This is a genomic window from Candidatus Cryosericum hinesii (genome assembly GCF_003570985.1).
Lineage (GTDB): Bacteria > Caldisericota > Caldisericia > Cryosericales > Cryosericaceae > Cryosericum > Cryosericum hinesii.
On record NZ_QXIW01000005.1, the window covers coordinates 1 to 17,680 of the forward strand.

The window sequence follows — 17,680 nt, forward strand, 5'->3', positions numbered from 1 at the left end:
TTGTATACGCTGCCTGGGATTCGTTTCCACAGTCTTGCCAACTGCTACTGCACCAACAGGTCAACCATCCGCGGAGCGGACGGACGCCTATGCGACGATGAGCTTCTTACGCCCTTTGAGTCTCCTGCGGGCGAGAACGTTGCGTCCACCATGGCTCCTCATACGGCTCAGGAAACCAAGGGTACGATTGCGCTTGCGGTTCTTAGGTGAATAAGTAGTTCTCATATGTCGATACCTCCACTGATGAAACTCTTCTATATCATAGAGGAAAGACCGTAGTTGTCAAAGCGACCACGCATCATGAGCGGCACAGGGCTTCATCTGTCTGCAAGCGGGTTCGCAATGACAAGCCCGGCAGGAATATCGGCTGCTCCGAGCATCATCAGCGGCGCGAGCGATTCATGAAGAAACAGGGCCGGTCGCGCATCAGCCTGTCTCCGATCTCCAGAGTGCTTTTACTCGGCGGAGTGGGACAAGAACAAGAAGGCAAATGGCAATACTCGGTACGACGTATGCTGCGTTGTAGGCAAGAGAATAGAGCAGAGGCGACATGTGCCAGCTGGGAGCAGCTGACGCGAAGAACACCAGACCGGATATGACATGGAAGACGTAGCGTACGAGTCCTGCGGTCAGAACGCCTTTCCACCAGTTCTGGCCCTTTTGGAAGACGGGCAAACCGGCTAGTCCGAGTGCGAGCCCTGGCAGGGGGTAGTCGAGGAGGATCTGCACAGGATTGACGAACCACGGATCAGTTATCAATGTTATCAATCCAAGGGCAAGACCGACGATGAGCCCATCGCGCCATCCCCACTTGAGTGCGATGTAGAGAACTGGAATAACACCCAGTTCAAGCGTTCCCCCCATAGGCATAGACCAGATCGCTTTTGAAAGATATGAGAGCGCAACGCCGAGCGCTACGGCGATTCCCATCTCGGCCATTTCCTGTATTGTCACGATCTTTGGTGCTGCTGAATGTTCCACAGGTACCTCCTCAATCCGTATCCGTGATAGATTGCGGGGTGTCGTGATACTGCTCTGTCTCCCTACGCTGGCATTACCCAGATCAGGTTCAACGAGTTGAGCCGTATGACTCTCTCAGCCCTTTCGGGCACCCCATAAAAGCATAATGCCTGATCATCCAGAGTCAACGGCACCATGTCGCGCAGGGGATTCCGCAGGTGAGGGAGCACCATACGGCAGGTCAGGGGTCCGGCTTTACTTGCAGGGTGATGTTGGTACAATGGCGTGTGAACCAAGGAAGGGACTGTGCCGGGCATGAGGGTTTTGTCGTAGAAAAAGAGAGATGCCTGGACCGGGGGAACATGCGGAAACCGTGCTTCAGAACGTCAGTCTAGTAATGGGAGGCTAGAGAGTATGAAGTTCCTGAGAATCTCACTGGTTGTACTGCTTGCTATCGCGTTCGTCGTAGGTTCGACCGGCTGTAAGACGGCGGCAACGCCAACTCCAACGCCAACTCCAACACCGGCTCCTGCTGCCAAGAAGTTGAAAGTAGCCTTTGTCTATGTTGGACCGCATAATGACGGTGGATACTCGCAAGCGCACGAAGACGGCCGCCTGTACCTGCAGCAGAATGACCCGAACGTCGAGACCACCTACGCTGAAAGCATACCAGAAGGTTCTCAGTCTGAGAAGACCTTCCGTGATTATGCAAGTGCAGGTTACGACCTCGTCTTCGGCACCAGTTTCGGTTTCATGGACGCCATGGTGAATGCGGCAAAGGACAATCCTACTACCAAGTTCATGCACGCGTCCGGGTACAAGCGTTCGGACAACCTTGGAACGTACTTTGGCCGTATGGAGCAGCCCGATTATCTTTCCGGTCTTATTGCCGGCAAGATGACCAAGACCAACAAGATCGGATTTGTCCTGCCGTTCTCCATCCCTGAGTGCATCCGCGAAGTCGATGCCTTCACGGTCGGTCTGCGCGAAGTCAACCCCAAGGCTACCGTCACCGTCGTTTACACCAACTCGTGGTTTGATCCCGCCAAAGAAGGCGATTCGGCCAAGTCTCTGCTCAACAAGGGTTGCGACATCATTGTGTCCGGTGTCGATTCCCCTGCACCTCTCGATGCAGCGTTCAAGGCGGGCAAATATGGTATCGGCTACGACATGGACATGGCTGCTGGCATGAAGACGCCGGAGGAAGCCAAGTCCGTGCTCACGTCCCGCATCTGGCACTGGGGGCCCTACTATCTCAAGGTTGCGCAGTCTGTTGAAGACGGAACCTGGAAGAGCGGCGATTACTGGGGAGGCATGGCTGACGGCATCGTCGACATTGCTCCTGTCAGTTCGGCTGTTCCGCAGGCTGTCATCGACTATGTGAACACTCGCAAACAGCTTATCCTTGACGGCAAGTACACGCCATTCGACGGCCCAATGGTCAATCAGGCAGGCAAGGTTATCGTCCCGAAGGGAACGACCATGTCCGACGCTGACCAGTTGAACCTGCAGTGGTTCGTGCAGGGCGTCATCGGCGCGATCCCGAAGAGCGGTTCATAGAGAACAGTCACGGCTCCCCGGCGCAATGCCGGGGAGCCGTTCTTCTTCTGTGGAGGAAAAGATGGAGGGCCAGGAACAATTGATGCTCGTCATGAGCAACATTACCAAACGTTTTCCGGGCATCGTGGCCAATGATCACGTGAACTTCGCACTGCGGAAGGGTGAGATCCATACATTGCTGGGCGAGAATGGAGCCGGAAAGTCGACGCTCATGAACGTTCTCGACGGCATCTACTATCCCGACGAGGGCGAGATCACGATCGAGGGGAAACGCGTGGATCTGCGCTCGCCGCTCGATTCCATGAAGCACGGTATCGGGATGATCCATCAGCATTTCATGCTGGTCGATTCTCTCTCTGTCATCGAGAATGTCATCCTGGGACTGGAGTCTCAGGGTTTCTATATAGACAAGAAGTCCGTGGCCCACCAGATTGAGGCCATAGCAAAGAAGTACAATTTCCGCGTCGACCCCTATGCCAAGATCTGGCAGCTCTCCGTGGGCGAACAGCAGCGTGTCGAGATTATCAAGACACTGTTCAAGGGCGCTCGCATCCTGATCCTGGATGAGCCGACTGCCGTCCTGACGCCACAGGAATCCGAGGAGCTGTTCGGCATCCTCCGAGAGATGAAGTCAGAGGGAAAATCCATCATCTTCATCAGCCACAAGCTCAACGAGGTCATGTCCATTTCCGACCGCGTCACCGTGTTGAGGAAAGGACAGCTCGTGGGTACCGTCGATACGGTCTCCATCACGGAGCGCGAGCTCGCAAAGATGATGATCGGGCGCGACGTCCTGTTCCGCCTGGAACGTAAGGACATCGAGCAAGGCCGGGAGGTCCTCAAAGTCGAAGACGCTCAGGCTTACAATGACCGTGGCATCATGGCGCTCAACAAGCTGAACATCACCGTGCATGGCGGCGAGATCATGGGTGTCGCCGGTGTGGCCGGCAATGGGCAGGTCGAGCTGGCGGAATGTATCACAGGACTGCGCCACCTCGTCAGCGGACACGTCACGGTCGAGGGCATCGATGTGACCAACGCGACGCCGTGCACGCTGGCATCCGCAGGGGTGAACTACATACCGGCCGATCGACTTGGTGTGGGCCTCGTACCCAATCTCTCTACCGTTGACAACGCTATGCTGCGGAAGTACAAGCAGCAGCCCATGCGCAGGGGAACATTCATTGACTACGCTGCTGCCTGTACGTATGCTGACGGACTTATCGAGAAGTTTGACATTGCCGTGCCGCTGAAGAATGCACCAGTCAAGGTCCTGTCCGGCGGGAATATGCAGAAATTGCTGCTTGCCCGCGAGATCGAGGAGAATCCGAGGCTCCTGATCGCAGAACATCCGACCCGCGGCCTCGACGTGGGTGCCACCGAGTTCGTGCGCAAGATATTGCTGGAACAACGCGACAACGGGGTAGCCGTGCTTCTCATCAGCGAGGATCTGGATGAGATTCTCATGGTTGCAGACCGGGTGGCGGTGATGTACGAGGGGCGTATCGTCGGTATTGTCGACGCGCACCACGTGGACATTGCACAGATCGGTCTGATGATGGCGGGCGCCGTAGGCGCCAAAGCTTGACCGGAAAAGGGGTCTGAGATGCTGCGATTCGAGAAACGCGACAAGACGCCGATACAGCTTCGTGTCCTGGTACCTATCTGCTCGGTCCTGCTGGGCCTCCTCATGGGGTCTGTCGTCATGCTGTTCGCCCATGTCAACCCGCTGAGAGTCTATGGAGCCATTGTCAAGGGCGCGTTTGGGTCGGCCTACACCTTCTCGGAGACCCTGGTCATCGCGGTCCCCCTCATCCTCATGTCCGTCGGGCTTTGCCTGGTCTACCGCATGAAGTTCTTCAACATCGGGGCAAAGGGTCAATACATCATCGGGGCCATTTGTGGGTCCTACCTGGCGTTGTTTGGCCCGGCGACGATGTCCCGGCCGCTGCTGCTGACGCTGATGATGGTACTTGGCACCCTTGGAGGAGCGCTGTGGGCTATCATTCCCGCACTTCTCAAGGTGTATTGGAATGTCAACGAGGTCATTGTGACACTTCTGCTCAACTACATCGCCTCGTACATTCTGTGGTTCTTCATGTATGGGACATGGGGCACCCGTGGTTTTCCACTCTCCAAGAACTTTGCCCTCAATGCCCAGCTTCCGCGCATCCTCCCGCCTCCCTCGCGGCTCCACATCGGGCTGTTTTTCGGGCTGGCTGCTGCGGTGATCATCTGGATCATCATCCGGAAGACGCGCTTCGGATATGAGACCAGAGTCCTGGGCGAAAACGAGCGCGCAGCCAGATACGCCGGCATCAATGTGTTCAAGACGGTCATCATCGCTGCGGTCATCTCGGGAGGCCTTGCCGGCCTTGCCGGCATTGCGCACACCTCAGCCGTGCTGCGTGTTCTGCAACTCGAGATCAACTCGGACTACGGGTATACCGCTATCATCGCGGCCTGGCTGGCAGGGCTCGATCCGCTGGTCGCCGTCGGGATCTCGGTGCTCCTGGCGGCTCTCGAAGCCGGCGGCTACCAGATACAGATCGTCATGCGCGTGCCCTTTGGCATTGTCGGCGTGATTGAGAGCTCGATCCTCTTCTGCCTGCTGGCAGGAGAGATCGTCACGCACTACCGCGTAATCCTGACGAGGAGGCTGAGTACGCCCCCCGGAAGCACCCCTCGCATTGGGAAAAAGTGCTCGGTTGCCTTAGACGAAAGGGCTCGGGGGGGCGCATGAATCCTACTTTCGGCAGCATCCTGATCAGTGTTCTCGCAGGAGCTGTCCAGTCAGGGACGATTCTTTTGCTTCCCACACTGGGCGAAGTGCTGACGGAGCGCAGCGGTGTACTGAACCTCGGGCTTGAGGGACTGATGCTGATTGGCGCGTTCTTTGGATTCCTTGGGGCTATGAAGACCGGCAATCCCTACGTTGGCCTGCTCCTCGGCATGGCAGCGGCAGCGGTAGCGGCAACCATCCACGCCTTTATCTGCGTGACTCTCCGTGGTAACCAGACGGTCACGGGCCTTGCGCTCACCATCTTCGGGACGGGTCTCACGAGTTTTTATGGTGACAACTGGGTCTCTCAGCGTCTCACGACCGTCATCCAGCCCATGGCTATTCCCGGGCTGTCACGAATTCCTTTCGTCGGGCCGATTCTCTTCAGTCAGGACCTGATCGTTTATGCCGGCTACATCCTGGTAGCCCTGTTCTGGTTCCTGCTGTTCAAGACGAAGGTCGGGGTCAACCTGAGGGCGGTCGGCGAAAACGCGAAGGCTGCAGATGCCATGGGCGTCAACGTCGTGGGTACCCGCTACTTCTGGACCATCGTGGGAGGGGCGCTTGCGGGTGCGGGAGGAGCGTACATTACGTGCTGTATCCACCCGTACTGGCTCAACGGTATTACCTCCGGTATGGGGTGGATTGCCGTAGCCCTTGTGGTCTTTGCCATGTGGAATCCCTTCAATGCTCTCGTCGGAGCGTTCTTGTTTGGAAGTATTGAGGCCTTGCAGCTTCAACTCCAGGCGGCGGGCACCTACATCAACAGTGCTCTACTGTCGATGCTGCCCTATTTGGCGACGTTTGTGGTCATCATCGTGGCAACCCTGATTGTCCGTGTGCGTCACGTCGGGACGCCAAAGGAACTGGGAATACCCTACGCACGCGAGGAGAAATAGAGGGCGTCTCTGAACCTGAGAGGCAATATCCATGCGAACCGGCAGCCCATTGCGGCTGCCGGTTCGGTTCATCCAGGGACGCCCTGCCGTTACTTCAGAAGGACGGCGACTAGGAGTTTGATGCAATCTTCGACGTCGCCGATGTCGACCATTTCGCTGGCGCTGTGGACATAGCGGTCGGGGATGCTGATGACGCCGGTAGGGACACCATTGGCTATGGTCTGGATGGCGGCTGCGTCGGTCGTGCCTCCCTGGAGGACCTCCAGCTGGAACGGGATGCCGTGGGTCTTTGCAGCCTCGATGAGCAGGTCACGGATAGCAGGCGTCGCGACCATCCCCGCGTCCTTGACCTTGATAGCGGGCCCTTTGCCTAGACCGATGTCCAGAACATAGCTCTCCGGGGTATCACCCCAGGCAGTGACATCCAGAGCGATGGCGAGGTCCGGCTGGACACCCCAGGCGCCGACCTTGGCGCCCTTGATGCCGATCTCTTCCTGCACACTGAACATGGCATACGTCTCGTAGTTCAGTTCTTTCCCCACTGCAGCCTTGAGGGCCTCGATGAGGACATAGCAGCCGATACGGTCGTCGAGTGCCGCAGAGGTCACGCGGTTACCCACCTGCACACAGTCGCCCGCGTACACTGCGAAATCGCCGACGGCGACATGCAGCAAAGCGTCATCCTTCGATACTGCACCGATATCAAGGAACAGCTTGTCCAGTGTCAGATGCTCGAGCGTCTTGTGCTCCTTGCTTTCCACGGCTGCCACGCCGAGAGTGCCGTTCGCGAAGACGAAGCGGTGTCCCAGGACCTTGTATGGGTCAAGCCCACCGACCGCGCCGAAACGAAGGAAGCCATCCTTGTCGACGTGCGTGATGATGATACCGATCTGGTCCATGTGGGCGGACACCAGCAATTTCGGCTTTCCTGAGGCGGGGATGCAGTAGATCAGGTTTCCCAGTGCGTCCACCCTGCAGTCCATATGCAGAGAATCGAGTTCGCGCGTGATGACACCGCGAATGCCCTCTTCGTAGCTGGTTGGTCCCCAGGTCTGTGTCAATGTCCGGATAAGTTCATTCATCTATGCCTCCGTGGTGGCAAGTTGTGCCAGAAACTTTGAAAGAAGTGATACCGTGTTTTCATAGTCACAGACCTTGATGAGCGACACGGGAGAGTGGATGTAGCGCGAAGGGACGGCAACTGCCAGTGCCCGTACACCCGACTTGGTGAGCTGGATGCTGCGAGCATCCGTGCCACCTGCCGGCATGCGCTTGAACTGCCAGGGAAGCCCGTTCGCTTTCGCGACCTCGATCAGCTGGTTGCGAAGCCGGTGGTCCGTGATCATGCCGCCATCCTTGATGGTGAGAACAGTGCCGGCGCCCAGGTTGGTGACCTCCTGGTAATCCTTGACCTCGCCAATGTCGGCAGCGATGGTGCCCTCGACGGTGATGCTGATGTCAGGCGTGTATCGCCACGCTCCAACGGTGGCCCCTTTGGTTCCCACTTCTTCCTGCGTCGAGAACATCCCGATGACAGGGAAGGGCCAATCCATCTTGAGCAGCTCGGCCACGATGGCGCAACCGACCCGGTCGTCAAACGCCTTGCCAACCAGATACCCGTCGCCGAATGTTCCGAACGCCGTATCGAACGTGATCTGATCACCGATGGCCACCTTGCCCGCCAGTTCCTTGTCCGACTTGGCGCCGACGTCAACGACGATGTCGTCGGCTTTGACAACGGTGGTCTCGATTTCTTCGCGGGTGGACAGATGCACTGCCTTGATGGCTGTTACGCCGGGAAGGCGGTCCTTGCCGACCAGCACCTTCTTGCCCAGCAGCAGCCGGTCGTCGATACCACCGGCCTTGCCGATGTGGAGGTACCCTTCCTTGGTGATGCGGGTCACGTACAGCCCGACCTCGTCCATGTGCGCGTTCAACATGATCTTGGCCCCAGGCTTGTCCATGCCCTTGAGCGCAAAGAGATTCTTGATGGGATCGCGCTCGAACCGGTCGACGTGACCTTCAAGCTCTGCTCTGAGGATGGCTGCGACCTCGTCTTCGTGCCCCGAGATGCCCCGTGCTTCGGTGAGCTTCTTCAGCAGCTCAATGCGTGTCTGTTCCATACAACTCTCCTATGAACGCCGCGTCGAAGCCCTTCGCGACCTCGGCAATAAGTCTCGCTGCCCTGTCGACATCAACCTGGTCGGCGGTCTCGACGGGGGAGTGCATGTAGCGCAGCGGAATGCTCAGGACGCCGGTGGCGATACCGGAACCGACAAGCTGCAACGCGTCCGCATCAGTGCCGGAATATGACATGCAGGGTTCTTCGCTGGTGGGGATCTCGACTGCCTTGGCTCTTCTGCGAATGAGTTCGAGGACGCGGTCATTGGCAACAGGGCCGACCGCGATGCCTGGACCGCCGCCGAGCGGGATGGTCTTGTGCTCAGGGACACCCTCGGTATCGGCATGCGTGACGTCGACGGCGATACCGACGTCTGGATGCGCGAAGTAGCCACTGGTCCAGGCGCCGTTCCCGGTGATTTCCTCCTGGACGGTGAAGGCCATGACGACATCATACGGCAACGTCATATCCTTGAGGAGTTCGAGGGCCTCCACCAGAGCCACGCCACAGAGGCGGTCGTCCTGGGTCTTTCCCGCGAAGCGCTCGTTCATGAGTTTGCTGATGCCGGCCGTGAAGGTGACGGTGGAACCGATGGGGACCATTGTGACGACCTGCTCACGGGGGAGTCCGACATCGATCCAGAGATCATCGGGGCCAACCGGCTTGTTCATTTCGTCGTGTGACATGACGTGGACCGGCTTGAGTCCGATAATACCGGGCAGAGGTTCTGTGCCATGGACGACGACCTGCAGTCCCGGCCAGACGCGATCGTCGATCGAGCGGCAATGGATGCCGAGAAAGCCCTTGTCGTTGATCCTTGTTACCCAGGCGCCGACCTCATCGAGATGTGCGGCGAAGAGGATGGAGTGTTCACTCGAGCGGCCCTTGCGGATGGCGATGAGATTGCCAAGGGGTGTGTCGTGAATCTCGTCGGCGATGCCATCGAGTGCGCTGCGCAGGATGTCATGGAGACGGCGTTCGTCTCCTGAAACCGCATAGGCACTTGTCAATTGCTCTACAAGTTTGTGCATGTTCGTCTCCTTTCCAGTGACCAGACTATTGTACGGCAAACGAACAGAACGTCAAAGCCGGCTTCGTGGGACGGCTTGACCACGTCGTTTGCCGCACTAAACTGAATTGCTATGAGGAGACACGCTGACACGATATCGCACGAGAGCTCTCGCAACCGGCACATTGCGACAGTGGTGGCTGCACTAGTTCTCAGTGCCGCCATGTTCGCCTCGGCATTCATCATGGCACGTTTTCCGTCGGCAGTCGCGCCGGTTGTTCAGACAGACGTGACGATAACGAAGGTGGATCGGGTCCTCGTTTTGTCTCCACACCCAGACGACGAGTCCATCGCGTGCTCGGGTCTCATCCAGCACGCTCTCGAGGCAGGAGCACTAGTCCGAGTGCTGTGGATGACGGCGGGCGATCACAATATCGTGGGTCCGCCGTTGTTCTGGAGGACGGCGCCAGTCACGCCCGCACAGTTTCGGGACATCGGTCACAAGAGAATGCAGGAGGCGAAGAATGCAGCACACGTGCTCGGCCTGAGTTCGAATGACCTCATCTTCCTTGGGTATCCTGACGGAGGACTGTCGGACATCTTCATGAATGTATGGACATCGAAGCCCTACCGGAGCGGCGTCACAAACGCGGAGTCGGTCCCCTACGTGGAATCCGCAGTTGCGGGCCAGCCACAGACGGCTATGAATCTCCTCACCGACCTGGAGCAGGTCATGACGTCGTTCCAGCCGACCATTGTCGTTTATCCAAACCTGATCGATGAGCATCCTGATCACCAGGCGACCGAGCTGTTCGTCACTGCCGCTCTTGCCGACCTGCATCTCTCTCCGCAGCGTCTGGAGTATGTCGTTCATGTTGCGGGATGGCCAAGGCCCCTGCGATACGCGCCGTTCGTCGATGCCTATGCTCCCCCAGCTGCACGGGTCCTGGGTCTGCGTCAGGAGGTCGTCCATCTCACTCCGCAGGAAGTCGGCATCAAGACGAGTGCGATCCAGGCGCACGCCTCGGAGCTGCTTCCGTTTGCGACCCTGGTCGCATTCGCCCGCCGGACTGAGGTGTTTCTGGCTCCTGCGGACCTGACTGATCGCACAGATGAGGTCCGGATGGCCCAGTTCTTCTTCCCGATCAACCGCGTGGGGGACGAGGATCGCCCCGTCATTCAGACGTTCTCCGTGACGGATGGCGCTGGCGGTCTCCAACTCTCGCTGAAGATGGGTCGCATGCTCAATCGGCTCGAGGAGATGGAGCTGTTCCTGTTTCCAGTCCCGGCGAGCGGCAGCTTCGGCTCCGCGCCCAAGCTCCACGTCATCTATCGCGGAGGCGCGGCTACCGCAGAGGTGTCAGACTTGGAACATCCGACTGCGAAGCCCGTTACTGCCACAGTCATCCATGATGGGACAACGATCAGTCTGACGTTCGACGATGCGTTGACAGGCGTGCACCTCCAAGGGTTTTTCCTCCGTATCGAGAAAGGGCCGGGGCGCGTCGATCTGACGCGCAGTAGAATGGTCTGGATCGGCATCGCACCAGCCGTTTCGTGAGAGAAGTGGCGGCTCGACAACAATGAAGCGGCGCTTGCGCGCCGCTTCTGTTTTTCTATGCCAGAGAATACTACTTCTTGGCGATGGCGTCCTTCAGAGCCTTGCCGGGCTTGAAGAAGGGGGCCTTCTTTTTCGGAATGGTGATGGCCTTGAGGGTCTTGGGGTTGACGCCCTTGCGAGCCTTGCGCTCCTTGACGCCGAAGGTGCCGAACCCAACGAGTGCGACCTTGTCGTTCTTCTTCATGGCTTCCTTGACGGCATCCATGAATGCATTAACCATGACCTCGGACTCCTTCTTGGTCATCTTGGTCATGTCAGCAATTCTGGCTACAAGTTCTCCCTTGTTCATGCGATCTCCTTTCTTGTCTTTTATCGCGCTTTTCCCCGCGACTGGGAAGGTACGCACGTAGTATAGCACATTTTGACAAAATCGGGTAGCGTTATAGTCGCTTCCCATGGGAGATGACAGCGAAACGCGCCCACGATGAGGCATCACCACGTGGTGATATGCAGTCCTGGACAGCAGTTGATGGATGTGACGGGAAAGTTGCCCCTCATGCCGGATAAGCCGAATCTCTCACCGGATTTGTCAAGATTGGCCGAGGAAATTTGAAAGAACGACAGGTCAGACGTCCTGAAATTGATTGTGTCGGGTCGGTCCAGGCACCCCTCAAGTTTGTTTGTGCGTGATGACGCAATGACGACAGGGATATAGCCACCACTCATGGGAGCGCCAGCTACCTGCGGCGGCTGGATGGTGCTTCCTGGCATGCTGACAGTCCAACGGAAAATCTGGACATGCCAAGCGCCATGTTGTGTGTATACTATGCATGAGAACTTGTCCACATCGTATCGGGAGGTATGTATGGCGATAGATGAGAAGCTTGCAGAACTGGGGATCATATTGCCAGAGGCGACGGCGTCCGTTGGCAGTTACGTTCCGGTCAAGCTCACTGGCAACCTTGCGTTCGTGTCGGGAATGCTGCCGAGCGAGGGCGGTCATGTCAAACAGACCGGGCGCGTTGGAGAAAGCGTCACTACCCAGGAAGCCTATAATCTTGCCCGCATCTGTGCCATCAATGGTCTCGCTGCCCTGAAAAATGTCATCGGCACGCTGGACCGCGTCAAGGGCATCGCGATGGTGCAGGGATTTGTGCAGGCGGCTCCGGACTATGCGGAAGTGCCCAAGGTGATCAATGGAGCTTCCGACCTGCTTGTCGCGCTCTTTGGCGATGCCGGTCGCCACGCGCGCTTCGCCGTGGGTGTCGCATCCCTTCCCATGAATGCGCCCGTCGAGGTTGCATTTGTCGCGGAGATCATGCCCTGACACGCATCTCGGATCATCGGCAGTTGGGAGCCTTCGTTGAAGCGACACCCGGTAGTATCATTATTGAGCCTGTTCAGGGGGTAGCCACAATGACCAGTGAGGTACGTGTTGTCATGAAGGTCAATGGCACGGAGTATCACGTCACGACGCAAACCTGCAGGACACTCGCCGAAGTTCTGCGGGAGGACCTGGGGCTTCTCGGAACCAAGATTGGTTGCAACAAGGGCGAGTGTGGTGCTTGTACGGTCATCATGAACGGCCGCTCGGTTACCAGTTGCCTTGTGCTGGCAGTGCAGGCGGAAGGAGCAATCATCACGACGATCGAGGGGCTGGCGGAGGGCGGCAAGCCATCGCCGCTGGAACAGGCGTTCGTCGAAGAGGGAGCTGTCCAGTGTGGTTTCTGCACACCGGGAATGGTCATGTCCGCAGAGGCGCTGCTCGCCCTGAACCCCCATCCATCGGAAGCAGAGATAGAGACCGCCCTGGAGGGGAATCTTTGCCGTTGTACGGGCTACAGGAAGATCGTTGCCGCGGTGCAGAAGGCAAGTCAGAGCCGCGAATGACTGCAGCAGTCGTTCTGGCGGCTGGACATGCCGACAGGATGGGTTCAAACAAGCTGACATTGCCGCTTGGCTCTGGGACGGTTGTTGGTCGCGTTGTTGCGACTGCTCTCGCCGCCTGTGACAGGGTCATCGTGGTCATCGGGCTGCACGATCAGGGGACGAAGACCGCTGTGGAACAGACAGCAAGATCTCTTGGCGCTGAAGGACGACTCGAGGTGGTCGAGGGCGTACTCTACGATCCAGGCATGTTTATCTCGGTTCAGGCGGGACTGCGACGGGTCACGGGCGCCGATGTCGTCCTCATCTTCCCCGGGGACATCCCCCTCACCTTGCCCGAAACCGCAATTGCCGTGAGAGATGCGGTATCGGAGGGGCGGGTCGATGTGGCTGTGCCGTCGTGCGGTGGACGACGAGGTCATCCCGTCGCAATCAGCGGGCGGTGTGTCCCGGAACTGCTTGCCATGTCGGAGCACTCCACGTTGCGGCAGTTCATGACGCTCCATGCGTCCACCATGAAGCTGGTCCCTGTCGACGACCGTGGCATGCTGTTGGACCTGGATACTCCTGACGAGTATGACCATGTCCTCGAGTGTCTCAAATCTGCGGGAACGTCTACCAAGGAGGTCTGATGGATTCCATCTATCAATATGTTGCGAAGCTCGAACAGGAGGGCCGTGAGTTCGCCGTCTGCACGGTCATCGATGCCCAGGGCTCTTCTCCTGGTCGCACCAGTTTCAAGATGGTCGTCCTGCCCGACGGCACCCAGCATGGGACTGTCGGTGGTGGCAAGCTGGAACTGACTGTTCTGGGGGCCGCTCGCGATGCCATTGCCGAAGGAAAGTCACGTGTCGTCACCTTCGATCTGAGCCAGAATGGCAAGGACAGCCTCGGCATGTTGTGCGGCGGTCAGGTCACACTCTACATAGAGTACGTGGGCAGCCGTCCGCTTCTCTATATCTACGGTGCCGGGCACGTCGGCCGTTTTCTGGCGACATTCGCGTCTCTTGTCGGGTTCGAGGTGACGGTGCTGGACGATCGGCCGGAGTTTGCCACCCCCGCTCGTATCCCCGACGCACACCACTTTCTGACCGGCGAGTTCGTAGAACTGGTTCAGACGACCGCCTATGGCCCGCAAGGGTACCATGTCATTCTCACGGACAGACACGTGAGCGACGAGCGAGTGCTGCAGGCACTTCTGGAGCGCAAGGTGGACAACCGTTACATCGGGATGATCGGTTCCCGGTCGAAGACGCTTGAGGTCTTCCGCCGCCTTGTGGCCGCAGGAGTAGGCAAGGAAGACCTCGCACGCGTGTATGCCCCAGTCGGCATAGACCACGGCGGCCAGACTGCCGAGGAGATAGCACTTGCTATCTGCACTGAACTCGTGGCCGTGCGTCACGACCACACCCTGGCCGACTCGATGAAGAACAGGGCGGACGTCATTGGACTACTGGAGAGCAAACCATGATCAAGGAACTCGAGTATTATGCTGCACGTGACCTGAAGGAAGCGCTGAAACTGGCGGAGCAGTACGGGTCACGCAAGCGCTTCCTGTCCGGGGGTACGGACGTGACGGTGCGTCTCAAAGAAGGACTCGTCAAGGAAGATGTTATCGTCGACCTCTCCCACGTGGCGGAGCTTCGCTTCGTGCGTGAGGAGTCGGGCATCGTCCATGTCGGGGCCTGTGCTACCCATGCGGATCTCAGCGCTTCCCCCATCCTCCAGCAGCACGGCTGCGCGCTGGCCCTGGCGGCTTCACGGGTCGGCGGTCCCCAGATTCGCAACATGGGGACGGTCGGTGGCAACGTGGCCAACGCGTCTCCCGCAGGTGACACGATCCCGGCGCTCATCGTTCTCGATGCCGTCGTGTCCATCGCCAGCCATAAGGGCATCCGGGAGGTTCCCATCATCGACTTCTTCACGGGGCCGGGACGGTCCGTACTTGCCGCAGAAGAACTCGTGACGGAGCTCCATTTCCCTGCAACGGGGTCAGGCGAACTGACCGGTTTTGGCAAGCTGGGTGCACGGCAGGCGATGACGATCTCCACTGCCAACGTGGCCTTCTACTTCAGGATCGGTGACAACCACCGTATCGTCGAGGCCCGCATCGCCTTCGGTTCGGTCGCGCCGACCGTCGTCCGGGCACATAAGACCGAGCAGATGTTCTGTCAGCTTCCTCCAGTCCTGTCATGGGACGCTATTCGCGGCGCTGCCCAGATGGCCTGGAAGGAAGTAGCCCCCATCGATGACCTGAGAGCAACTGCGGTCTATCGCAAGGAAGCCGTTGTCGGGCTTCTTGCCGAGGCCGCCTATGAAGCGCTTGCCTCTTGCTGGCATGAACGTTAAGATCAAGCTCTTTCAGGACTACAAGCAGTACCACGACACGCCCGAATACGAGCTGGAACTTCCTGCAGGAACGACGGCTGGGGAGATCGTGAGACAGCTTGGGATCAAGGGCCCGGAACTGGCGTACCTCATTCTCATTCTGAAGGGCAAGCGCGTGTATGAGGAGTATGTCCTTCAGGACGGCGACGAGCTGTTGTTTGCGGCCCCTATCGGTGGTGGCTGAGCGTGAAAGGAGTGATGTGATGGACGATATCCATTTCGAGCAGATCGCCAGGGTCGACGCACAGGGCAAGGCGTGCGGCACCACGGCGTACATGTCCGACCTCTCATTTCCGGGGATGCTGTATGCGTGGTTTGTGCGCAGCAAGTACCCGCATGCCCTGGTCAAAAGCGTCGATATCAGCAAGGCAATGGCACTGGACGGCGTCGTCACGGTGCTGACGGCGGCAGACGTGACCGGGTTCAACGGGTTCGGGATTGTTAATCCAGACATGCCGGTCATCTGCGGGGACAAGGTACGGTACATGGGAGATACCGTAGCGCTGGTGGCTGCCACGACCGAACGCATCGCCGAACAGGCGGCGGCTCTGGTCGAGGTGGAGTACGAGGTCCTGCCCGTCGTCGACGACCCCATCGAAGCGCTGAAGCCTGATGCCCCCAAGGTCCATGACAAGGGCAACGTCTGCCTGCATACCCTCATCACGAAGGGTGACGTGGAGCAGGGTCTCCGTGAAGCGGATGTGGTCATCGAGCACGAATACCGGACGCCACGTCAGGCTCATACGGCGCTGGAGACCGAATCTGGTGTGGCGGTGCCGGAAGCCGACGGCTCGCTGTCGATGTATGCGGGTTCTCAGTATGCGTTCCGTGACCAGCTGCAGCTTGCTCGTATCCTGGGGATAAATCCCCGGATGATCCGGGTCTACAGCAACCCAGTGGGTGGTGGTTTCGGAGGCAAGGACGAACTGACTATCCAGGGTGGCATCGCCCTGCTTGCCATGAAAACGGGCAAGCCCGTCAAGGTTGTGCTCTCACGCGAGGAATCGCTGGTGTCGGGCTGGAAGCGCCATCCGTTCATCGTACGCACGAGAACCGGCTTCAAGAGCGACGGTACGATGCTTGCCAACGACGTCACCTGTTACGAAGACAAGGGTGCCTACTCGTCGCTCGGCGGCCCCATTCTCAACCTGGCGCTCGAACATGCCTCATCCCTGTACCGCGTCCCCAACACACGCCACGAGGGCTGGGCCGTGTTCACCAACAACGGTATCTGTGGCGCGTTCCGTGGCTTTGGCGTTCCGCAGGTCCTGTTTGCGCTGGAATCCAACATGGACGAGGCGGCGGAGAAGCTGGGGCTGGATCCAGTCACGATACGACGGAAGAACGTCCTGTACCAGGGCGAGGTTTCCCCTATCGGCCATACCTTGCGCACAGGTGTTTCCATGGACTTGGTCCTGGACGCCGTTGAGAAATCCGACCTGTGGCAGCACCGCGAGGAGTACAAGAAGACAGACAAACCATGGCTCCGGCGCGGGGTAGCTCTGTCGCTTGCCCCGCAGGGAGCTGGACTCGGGGTCGGAATTCCCGATTATGGCGGTGCGTACATCGATCTCGACCGGGACGGCAACTTCACGCTGCGTATTGGTCTCGTAGAATATGGCCAGGGCACACATACCGGTTTCACACAGATGGCTGCAGGCCTGCTGCACGTCGATCCATCACGGGTCCGCATTGTCGCGGGTCAGACCGAAGGCTCGGTCGACGCGGGGCCCGCCACCGCTTCCCGCTCGATGTACACGGCCTCGAACGCCATCGCGGCAGCGTTCCATGACCTCGGTGTCAAGGTGGCTGGCGCGCTGGATGCGAAATATCATACGGGAGCGGATGCGGTCTGTGAGGCGAAGGATGGCGGCATGACGACGCCGGCGGGCTTCCGGACGTACGAGGAACTGGCTCAGGAGTTTTCGCAGGAATCGCCGTTGCGCGGGGAGGGCTACTTTGTGTGGCCGACCGCTGACCGGGAGATCCCCGGAGCTGCCGGGCTGCCACACTGGATCTACAGTTTCGCCGCCCAGGCGGCGTTAGTAGAAGTCAACACCCTGACTGGCGAAACCCACCTGCTCAAGGTCGCGACAGCCCTGGATACAGGACGCACGGTCAACTTGCAGCAGGTCGAGGGGCAGATCGACGGCGGCGTTGCGCAGGGCGAGGGGTTCGCCTTGTTCGAGGACACGTTGATCGCCAAGGGGCAGGTACGCACGAAGAACTTATCCACCTATATCATCCCGACCGTCCAGGATGTGCCCGAGCACGAGTACATCATCCTGGAGAACCCTGAGGGAACCAGTGCCCTCGGGGTGCGAGGTATTGGCGAAGTGGTGATGGTCCCCGTCATTCCTGCTGTTGCCCTGGCGATCCACGACGCCACGGGTGTCTGGGTGCGTCAGTTGCCCGCGACGCCCGAGCGCGTCTATCGGCTGCTGCATCCCGACGTCCAATAGCTGGATTCAACGTTCAGAGCGCCCTCGCCGGTTTTCCTGTTCTGGCGGGG

At 58.8% G+C, this 17,680-nt stretch carries 18 protein-coding genes and 1 riboswitch; of the genes, 12 read left to right on the plus strand and 6 right to left on the minus strand.

Annotation, left to right across the window (positions count from 1 at the left end; all coding sequences use genetic code 11):
* Positions 1-87: 87 nt before the first annotated feature.
* Together rpmH and thiT are read right to left on the minus strand one after the other, a co-directional pair.
* Complete coding sequence (gene rpmH, locus SMC3_RS00880; protein WP_119086787.1) at positions 88-225, minus strand: 50S ribosomal protein L34; 138 nt, start codon at positions 223-225, stop codon at positions 88-90.
* A gap of 201 nt (positions 226-426) precedes the next feature.
* Positions 427-981, minus strand: coding sequence for an energy-coupled thiamine transporter ThiT (gene thiT / locus SMC3_RS00885; RefSeq protein WP_119086788.1), 555 nt, complete (start codon positions 979-981; stop codon positions 427-429).
* A 42-nt stretch (positions 982-1,023) separates the two neighbouring features.
* Positions 1,024-1,126: riboswitch (TPP riboswitch) on the minus strand.
* A gap of 248 nt (positions 1,127-1,374) precedes the next feature.
* Here thiT and SMC3_RS00890 point away from each other — a divergent pair.
* The 4 genes from SMC3_RS00890 to SMC3_RS00905 all read left to right on the plus strand — a co-directional run bounded on the left by SMC3_RS00890 (position 1,375) and on the right by SMC3_RS00905 (position 6,201).
* Positions 1,375-2,520 carry a BMP family ABC transporter substrate-binding protein gene (locus SMC3_RS00890; RefSeq protein WP_119086789.1) on the plus strand — a complete coding sequence of 382 codons (1,146 nt, stop codon included), beginning with the start codon at positions 1,375-1,377 and terminating at the stop codon, positions 2,518-2,520.
* Positions 2,521-2,581: 61 nt separating this feature from the next.
* Complete coding sequence (locus SMC3_RS00895; RefSeq protein WP_119086790.1) at positions 2,582-4,108, plus strand: ABC transporter ATP-binding protein; 1,527 nt, start codon at positions 2,582-2,584, stop codon at positions 4,106-4,108.
* An 18-nt stretch (positions 4,109-4,126) separates the two neighbouring features.
* On the plus strand, positions 4,127-5,263 hold the full coding sequence (locus tag SMC3_RS00900) for an ABC transporter permease (protein ID WP_119086791.1): 1,137 nt from the start codon (positions 4,127-4,129) through the stop codon (positions 5,261-5,263).
* The gene (locus SMC3_RS00905) at positions 5,260-6,201 is read left to right on the plus strand and encodes an ABC transporter permease (protein WP_119086792.1); all 942 of its coding nucleotides are present in this window, start codon (positions 5,260-5,262) and stop codon (positions 6,199-6,201) included. Before SMC3_RS00900 ends, SMC3_RS00905 begins: the two co-directional genes overlap by 4 nt.
* Positions 6,202-6,290: 89 nt before the next feature.
* Here SMC3_RS00905 and SMC3_RS00910 read toward each other — a convergent pair whose 3' ends face one another.
* The 3 genes from SMC3_RS00910 to SMC3_RS00920 are packed head-to-tail and all read right to left on the minus strand — an operon-like array spanning position 6,291 to position 9,354.
* Positions 6,291-7,283, minus strand: coding sequence for a M42 family metallopeptidase (locus SMC3_RS00910; protein ID WP_119086793.1), 993 nt, complete (start codon positions 7,281-7,283; stop codon positions 6,291-6,293).
* Positions 7,284-8,324, minus strand: coding sequence for a M42 family metallopeptidase (locus tag SMC3_RS00915; protein WP_119086794.1), 1,041 nt, complete (start codon positions 8,322-8,324; stop codon positions 7,284-7,286).
* Positions 8,305-9,354, minus strand: a complete 1,050-nt coding sequence (locus tag SMC3_RS00920) for a M20/M25/M40 family metallo-hydrolase (protein ID WP_119086795.1) — start codon at positions 9,352-9,354, stop codon at positions 8,305-8,307. The genes SMC3_RS00915 and SMC3_RS00920 overlap by 20 nt, the downstream gene beginning before the upstream one ends.
* A 111-nt stretch (positions 9,355-9,465) precedes the next feature.
* Between SMC3_RS00920 and SMC3_RS00925 the strand changes: the two genes are divergently transcribed.
* On the plus strand, positions 9,466-10,893 hold the full coding sequence (locus SMC3_RS00925) for a PIG-L deacetylase family protein (protein WP_119086796.1): 1,428 nt from the start codon (positions 9,466-9,468) through the stop codon (positions 10,891-10,893).
* A 70-nt stretch (positions 10,894-10,963) separates the two neighbouring features.
* Here the strand turns inward: SMC3_RS00925 and SMC3_RS00930 are convergent, their stop codons facing one another.
* A complete protein-coding gene (locus SMC3_RS00930) occupies positions 10,964-11,242 on the minus strand; it encodes an HU family DNA-binding protein (protein WP_119084955.1) in 279 nt (92 codons plus the stop codon).
* Positions 11,243-11,758: 516 nt separating this feature from the next.
* Between SMC3_RS00930 and SMC3_RS00940 the strand changes: the two genes are divergently transcribed.
* The 7 genes from SMC3_RS00940 (at position 11,759) to SMC3_RS00970 (ending at position 17,630) form a co-directional block, all read left to right on the plus strand.
* The gene (locus SMC3_RS00940; RefSeq protein ID WP_119086798.1) at positions 11,759-12,220 is read left to right on the plus strand and encodes a RidA family protein; all 462 of its coding nucleotides are present in this window, start codon (positions 11,759-11,761) and stop codon (positions 12,218-12,220) included.
* A gap of 89 nt (positions 12,221-12,309) precedes the next feature.
* Positions 12,310-12,783, plus strand: coding sequence for a (2Fe-2S)-binding protein (locus SMC3_RS00945; RefSeq protein WP_119086799.1), 474 nt, complete (start codon positions 12,310-12,312; stop codon positions 12,781-12,783).
* The gene (locus tag SMC3_RS00950) at positions 12,780-13,412 is read left to right on the plus strand and encodes an NTP transferase domain-containing protein (protein WP_119086800.1); all 633 of its coding nucleotides are present in this window, start codon (positions 12,780-12,782) and stop codon (positions 13,410-13,412) included. The genes SMC3_RS00945 and SMC3_RS00950 overlap by 4 nt, the downstream gene beginning before the upstream one ends.
* Positions 13,412-14,251: an XdhC family protein gene (locus SMC3_RS00955; protein ID WP_119086801.1), complete on the plus strand. Its 840-nt coding sequence runs from the start codon at positions 13,412-13,414 to the stop codon at positions 14,249-14,251. Before SMC3_RS00950 ends, SMC3_RS00955 begins: the two co-directional genes overlap by 1 nt.
* Positions 14,248-15,129, plus strand: coding sequence for an FAD binding domain-containing protein (locus tag SMC3_RS00960; protein WP_119086802.1), 882 nt, complete (start codon positions 14,248-14,250; stop codon positions 15,127-15,129). The genes SMC3_RS00955 and SMC3_RS00960 overlap by 4 nt, the downstream gene beginning before the upstream one ends.
* The gene (locus SMC3_RS00965) at positions 15,119-15,352 is read left to right on the plus strand and encodes a MoaD/ThiS family protein (RefSeq protein WP_165846487.1); all 234 of its coding nucleotides are present in this window, start codon (positions 15,119-15,121) and stop codon (positions 15,350-15,352) included. The genes SMC3_RS00960 and SMC3_RS00965 overlap by 11 nt, the downstream gene beginning before the upstream one ends.
* A 19-nt stretch (positions 15,353-15,371) precedes the next feature.
* A complete protein-coding gene (locus SMC3_RS00970) occupies positions 15,372-17,630 on the plus strand; it encodes a xanthine dehydrogenase family protein molybdopterin-binding subunit (protein WP_119086804.1) in 2,259 nt (752 codons plus the stop codon).
* Positions 17,631-17,680: the final 50 nt, after the last annotated feature.

Excerpts from the sequence above, each read along its gene's own strand:
- rpmH (WP_119086787.1), bottom strand. The coding sequence starts at position 225 with ATGAGAACTACTTATTCACCTAAGAACCGCAAGCGCAATCGTACCCTT.
- SMC3_RS00890 (WP_119086789.1), top strand. The coding sequence starts at position 1,375 with ATGAAGTTCCTGAGAATCTCACTGGTTGTACTGCTTGCTATCGCGTTC.
- SMC3_RS00895 (WP_119086790.1), top strand. The coding sequence starts at position 2,582 with ATGGAGGGCCAGGAACAATTGATGCTCGTCATGAGCAACATTACCAAA.
- SMC3_RS00900 (WP_119086791.1), top strand. The coding sequence starts at position 4,127 with ATGCTGCGATTCGAGAAACGCGACAAGACGCCGATACAGCTTCGTGTC.
- SMC3_RS00905 (WP_119086792.1), top strand. The coding sequence starts at position 5,260 with ATGAATCCTACTTTCGGCAGCATCCTGATCAGTGTTCTCGCAGGAGCT.
- SMC3_RS00910 (WP_119086793.1), bottom strand. The coding sequence starts at position 7,283 with ATGAATGAACTTATCCGGACATTGACACAGACCTGGGGACCAACCAGC.
- SMC3_RS00915 (WP_119086794.1), bottom strand. The coding sequence starts at position 8,324 with ATGGAACAGACACGCATTGAGCTGCTGAAGAAGCTCACCGAAGCACGG.
- SMC3_RS00920 (WP_119086795.1), bottom strand. The coding sequence starts at position 9,354 with ATGCACAAACTTGTAGAGCAATTGACAAGTGCCTATGCGGTTTCAGGA.
- SMC3_RS00925 (WP_119086796.1), top strand. The coding sequence starts at position 9,466 with ATGAGGAGACACGCTGACACGATATCGCACGAGAGCTCTCGCAACCGG.
- SMC3_RS00930 (WP_119084955.1), bottom strand. The coding sequence starts at position 11,242 with ATGAACAAGGGAGAACTTGTAGCCAGAATTGCTGACATGACCAAGATG.
- SMC3_RS00940 (WP_119086798.1), top strand. The coding sequence starts at position 11,759 with ATGGCGATAGATGAGAAGCTTGCAGAACTGGGGATCATATTGCCAGAG.
- SMC3_RS00945 (WP_119086799.1), top strand. The coding sequence starts at position 12,310 with ATGACCAGTGAGGTACGTGTTGTCATGAAGGTCAATGGCACGGAGTAT.
- SMC3_RS00950 (WP_119086800.1), top strand. The coding sequence starts at position 12,780 with ATGACTGCAGCAGTCGTTCTGGCGGCTGGACATGCCGACAGGATGGGT.
- SMC3_RS00955 (WP_119086801.1), top strand. The coding sequence starts at position 13,412 with ATGGATTCCATCTATCAATATGTTGCGAAGCTCGAACAGGAGGGCCGT.
- SMC3_RS00960 (WP_119086802.1), top strand. The coding sequence starts at position 14,248 with ATGATCAAGGAACTCGAGTATTATGCTGCACGTGACCTGAAGGAAGCG.
- SMC3_RS00965 (WP_165846487.1), top strand. The coding sequence starts at position 15,119 with ATGAACGTTAAGATCAAGCTCTTTCAGGACTACAAGCAGTACCACGAC.
- SMC3_RS00970 (WP_119086804.1), top strand. The coding sequence starts at position 15,372 with ATGGACGATATCCATTTCGAGCAGATCGCCAGGGTCGACGCACAGGGC.